This is a genomic window from Kribbella sp. (assembly GCF_035655035.1).
Classification (GTDB): domain Bacteria; phylum Actinomycetota; class Actinomycetes; order Propionibacteriales; family Kribbellaceae; genus Kribbella.
In genome coordinates this window covers 1-4,541 of sequence record NZ_DASRVN010000341.1, presented here as the reverse complement: position 1 = coordinate 4,541, position 4,541 = coordinate 1, and the positions used below count along the sequence as shown (strand labels likewise).

Here is a 4,541-nt window from a genome sequence, read left to right as displayed (position 1 = left end):
GTCCCGACCCACCCGCCGAGCGCGGCTACCCGGCTCCGCCCCTCCCCGCCGAGCGGGGCTACGCGGCCCCGGCCCTCCCCGCCGAGCGGGGCTACACGGCTCCGCCCCTCCCCGCCGAGCGGGGCTACGCGGCCCCGGCCCTCCCCGCCGAGCGGGGCTACACGGCTCCGACCCTCCCCGCCGAGCGGGGCTACCCGGCTCCGACCTGCACCGCCGATCGCGGCGAGGCCGTGCTGACCCACCCAGCCGAGCGTGGCGGGGTGGTCGTTAGGGTGCCTGTATGACGGCGCGTAAGACCCAGACGATGAAACCGGCGACGGCGGCGAAGAAGCTCGACGTGTATCTGCCGGCCACCCCGGCCGAGTTCCAGGACGGCGTCGTCTCCCGGGACGAGCTGAACGCCCTGCAGTCCGACCCGCCGGAGTGGCTCCGCGAACTGCGGAAGAACGGCCCGCACCCGCGCTCGGTGGTCGCCGCCCGGCTCGGTGTCTCGATCAGCGGCCTGGCCCGCGCGGGTGTCACCGACGCGCTGACCTCCGACGAGATCGACGCGATCCGCGACGAGAACCCGTCCTGGCTGGAGCGCGAACGCGCCACCCAGGCCGAGGTCCGCCGCCAAGCCGAAGAACTGAAGGCCCGCGACTAACTGATCCGCACCCGTAGCCGGCGGAAGCCCCTGCCTTTGCTCTCCATCTTCACGACGTCCATCCGGCCGATCAGCGCGGTGGACGCGACGTGGGTGCCGCCGTCGGCCTGGGTGTCGAGCCCGGCGATGTCGACGATCCGTACGATCTCGATGTCCGGCGGCAGCAGGTTCGTCGCGGTCCGGATGATGTCCGGGATCGCGAACGCCTCCTCCCGCGGGAGATTGCTGACCGTGATCCGCCGGTCGGTGCGGATCTCGGCGTTCACCGCCTCGGCGACCCGGTCCTTGAAGTCCGGCGGTACGTCGGCCAGGTCGAAGTCCATCCGCGCCGACAGCGGCTCCATGTTCCCGCCGGTGACCAGCGCCCCGAAGTCGCGGAACACCACACCGGTCAGCACGTGCAGCCCGGAGTGCGTCCGCATCAGCCGGGTACGCCGTTCGTCGTCGAGCGCCCCGCGGACCGCCGTACCGGCAGCGGGCACCGGGTCGCCCTCGTGCGGGACCAGGTACAGGTCGTCGCCCTTGACCGTACCGGCGATCCGGGTCCGGACACCGCCCCACAACAGCACGCCCTGGTCCGGCGGCTGCCCGCCGCCGCCCGGGTAGAACGCGGACCGGTCGAGCACGATCCCGCGCTCCGGGTCCACGCCGACGACGACCGCGTCCCACTCCCGCACCGAGGCGTCGTCCAGGTCGAGCCGGTGGGTGTGGCCGTGCTGGTTCATGACCGCTCCACGAGGTCGGTGAAGGCGTCCAGCGCCCGGCGGATGTTGCCGACCGAGTTCGCGTACGAGAACCGCAGGTGGCCTTCGCCGTACGCGCCGAACGAGGTGCCGGGCAGGCACGCGACGCCGGCCTCGTCCAGCAGGCGATCGGACAGTGTGGCCGCCGGTACGCCGAGCTCGGTGATGTTCGGGAACGCGTAGAACGCGCCGCCGGGCTGCACGCAGGACACGCCCGGTACGGCGTTCAGCCCGGACACGATCACCTCGCGCCGTTCGCGGAACGCCTCGCGCATCCGGTCGACGTCGTCCCACGGGCCGTCGAGGGCGGCGATCGCGGCGTACTGGCTGAACGCCGACGTACACGACACCGAGTTGATCATCAGCCGCGTCACCGGCTCGACCAGCGGCTCCGGGAACACGCCGTACCCGAGTCGCCAGCCGGTCATCGCGAACGTCTTCGACCAGCCGTCGAGCAGGACGGTCCGCTCCGCCATGCCGTCCAGGTCGAGCACGCTGTGGTGCGCGCCGTCGTACCGGAGGGCCCAGTAGACCTCGTCGCTCAGCACGACCAGGTCGTGCTCGATCGCGATCTCGGCGATCTCCTGGAGCTGCTCGGGGGTCGACGCGCTGCCGCAGGGGTTGTGCGGGGAGTTGAGGATCAGCAGCTTGGTCCGGTCGGTGACCAGCGAGCGCAGTTCACCCGGATCGATGACGAACCCGTTCTCCTCGCGCAGCGGGACCGGGACCGGTGTCGCTCCGGCGAAGGACGCGATCGACGCGTACATCGGGAAGCCCGGGTCCGGATACAGCACCTCGTCGCCCTCCTCGCAGAGCGCGAGGATGGTGAAGAACATGATCGGCTTCGCGCCGGGCGTGATCAGCACGCGGTCCGGGCTGGTACGCAGCCGGTTCGTGCGGCCGAGGAAGTCCGCGACCGCGGCCCGCAGCTCGGGGATGCCGGGCGCCGGCACGTAGTGCGTATGTCCCTCGTCCAGCGCCTGCTGGGCGGCGGCGATCACGTGCGGTGGGGTGTCGAAGTCCGGCTCGCCGATCTCCAGGTGCACGATCTCGCGCCCCTGGGCCTCCAGCGCCTTCGCCTTCGCGAGCACCTCGAAGGCCGACTCCGTGCCCAGCCGTTCCATCCGCCCAGCAAGCTTCACCTGGTCAACCCTACTGAGGCCCGAACGGGAACAGGCCGTCCGGGTCGTACGCCGAACGCACCTCGGCCAGCCGGGCGAACGTGTCCGCGGGCCAGGACGCCTGGTACGACCCGGGCAGCGCGAACCCGCCGGCGAAGTTCACTGTGGTCTCCGCGCACACCCACGGCGCCAGCTTGTCCAGGATCCCGTCGACCGTTGCCGGAAGCACCTTTTCGAACAGGCCCGGGTCCGGTACGCCGATCAGCCCCAGCGTGCAGGCGCCGCCGCGTCCGCCGACCGCGCTGCCTTCGGGTACGTCGCGCTCGGTCGCGCCGCCGAGGTGCCGGATCTCGACCGCGATCAGCGGCAGCTGCTGGTCCGGGCCGACCGCGTCCAGGAACGCCGCGACGAAGTCGGCGTCCAGTTCGTCGAGCAGCAGCCCGCGGTCCCAGGACGGCGTCGGGTTCTTCGGGTCGTTGTGGATCAGCGCGATGTCGGCGGCGGCCATCTCGCCGACGCCGTCGATCAGCGTCGTACCGGCGTCCCGGATCGGCTGGAACAGGCCCTTGCCCTCGGCGGCGTCACCGACGTACGCGAACCGGACGCTCAGCACGGTCTTGCCGCGCAGCGGTGCCGGGATGAACTCGAGCGGCGGCAGCCGGAGGACGACGACCGACGAGTTCGCCTCCTCGGGGAGCGACTTGGTCCACTCGGTCCAGGTGCCGAACACCGGCGCGACGTGCTCGGCGTCGAAGAACACCGAGCCGCCGTACAGCGTGCTCAGCTCGACCAGCGCGAAGTCCATCGCGGTGACGATGCCGAAGCCGCCCTTGCCGCCGCGCAACGCCCAGAACAGGTCCTCGTTCTCGGTCGTGCCGGCAGTCACCGCGCCGGTAGCAGTCACCACCCGGAAGCTCCGCGCCCAGTCGGACGAGAACCCGTACGTCCGGGCCAGCGGGCCCAGGCCACCGCCGAGCGTGTACCCGATGCAGCCGACCACGTCGGACGCGCCGGTGATCGGCGCGAGCCCGTGCGGTGCGGCGGCCGCGACCACCTCGGCCCAGCGGCTGCCGGCGTTGATGTGCGCGGTCTGCGACTCGGCGTCCACGGTCGCCCCGGTCATCCGGGTCGTGGTCACGACGATGCCGTCCTGGATCGGGTTCGGGATGCCGTGGCCGGTGGCGAGTACGCGGACCGGCGTACCGGTGGCGGCCGCGGCTCGTACGACGGCGACGGCGTCGTCCTCGGACGACAGCCCGACGACGACGTCCGGGGTGTGCGTCACCGCGAGGTTGAAGCCGGACAGCTCCTCGGCGTACCCCTCGTCGGTGGGTGTCAGTACCGGTCCGGCGACTTCGGTGCGTAGCCGGGCGATCAGTTCCTCAGTCATCTGGTTTCCCCTCCTGCGCGGCAGTGTTCCGCACACTGGGGTCATGCTCTAGCAGAGCTGAGAACACGCCTGAGAAGGGGGCCGACTCGACGGTAATAGGCGCAGCCTGAAAGCCTGTGCCCGCAACGGTGATCCCGTTGGCGGACGCAGGGTGAGACACGGAGGCGGTCTATGTTCAAGCGTATCGCAATAGTGAACCGGGGAGAAGCCGCGATGCGGCTGATCAACGCGGTCCGGGAAGTCAACGCCGAGGGCGGTGACCCGATCGAGACCGTGGCCTTGTTCACCGACGGCGAGCGCACCGCCACGTTCGTGCGGTCCGCGGACATCGCGTACCCGCTCGGCCCGGCGGCCGCCCGGCCGTACCTGGACCTGGCGGTACTGGAGCGTGCGCTCACCGAGTCCGGGGCGGACGCCGCCTGGGTCGGCTGGGGCTTCGTCGCCGAGGATCCGGCGTTCGCGGAGCTGTGCGAGCGGATCGGCGTCACGTTCATCGGACCGTCCGCCGAGGCGATGCGCAAGCTCGGCGACAAGATCGGGTCGAAGCTGATCGCCGAGGAGGTCGGCGTACCGGTCGCGCCGTGGAGCCGCGGCGCGGTCGAGTCGCTGGACGCCGCGCTCGAGGCGGCCGACCGGATCGG

The 4,541-nt window shown here is 71.5% G+C and carries 5 protein-coding genes; 2 read left to right on the top strand and 3 right to left on the bottom strand.

What is annotated here, in order from left to right; translation table 11 throughout:
• The first annotated feature begins 280 nt into the window (after window positions 1-280).
• On the top strand, window positions 281-646 hold the full coding sequence (locus VFF46_RS19120; protein ID WP_325038510.1) for a DUF5997 family protein: 366 nt from the start codon (window positions 281-283) through the stop codon (window positions 644-646).
• On the opposite strand, the gene VFF46_RS19115 is transcribed toward VFF46_RS19120, so the two are convergent.
• The 3 genes from VFF46_RS19115 to VFF46_RS19105 are packed head-to-tail and all read right to left on the bottom strand — an operon-like array spanning window position 643 to window position 3,900.
• Window positions 643-1,371 (bottom strand): alanyl-tRNA editing protein, encoded by a 729-nt coding sequence (locus VFF46_RS19115; RefSeq protein ID WP_325038509.1) that lies wholly within the window; start codon window positions 1,369-1,371, stop codon window positions 643-645. The genes VFF46_RS19120 and VFF46_RS19115 overlap by 4 nt on opposite strands.
• Window positions 1,368-2,531 (bottom strand): pyridoxal phosphate-dependent aminotransferase, encoded by a 1,164-nt coding sequence (locus VFF46_RS19110; protein ID WP_325038508.1) that lies wholly within the window; start codon window positions 2,529-2,531, stop codon window positions 1,368-1,370. The genes VFF46_RS19115 and VFF46_RS19110 overlap by 4 nt, the downstream gene beginning before the upstream one ends.
• Before the next feature lie 10 nt (window positions 2,532-2,541).
• Window positions 2,542-3,900, bottom strand: a complete 1,359-nt coding sequence (locus VFF46_RS19105) for an FAD-binding oxidoreductase (protein ID WP_325038506.1) — start codon at window positions 3,898-3,900, stop codon at window positions 2,542-2,544.
• Between the two features lie 171 nt (window positions 3,901-4,071).
• On the opposite strand from VFF46_RS19105, the gene VFF46_RS19100 reads away from it, so the two are divergent.
• A partial coding sequence (locus VFF46_RS19100; protein WP_325038505.1) for a biotin carboxylase N-terminal domain-containing protein occupies window positions 4,072-4,541 on the top strand: 470 nt, incomplete at its 3' end.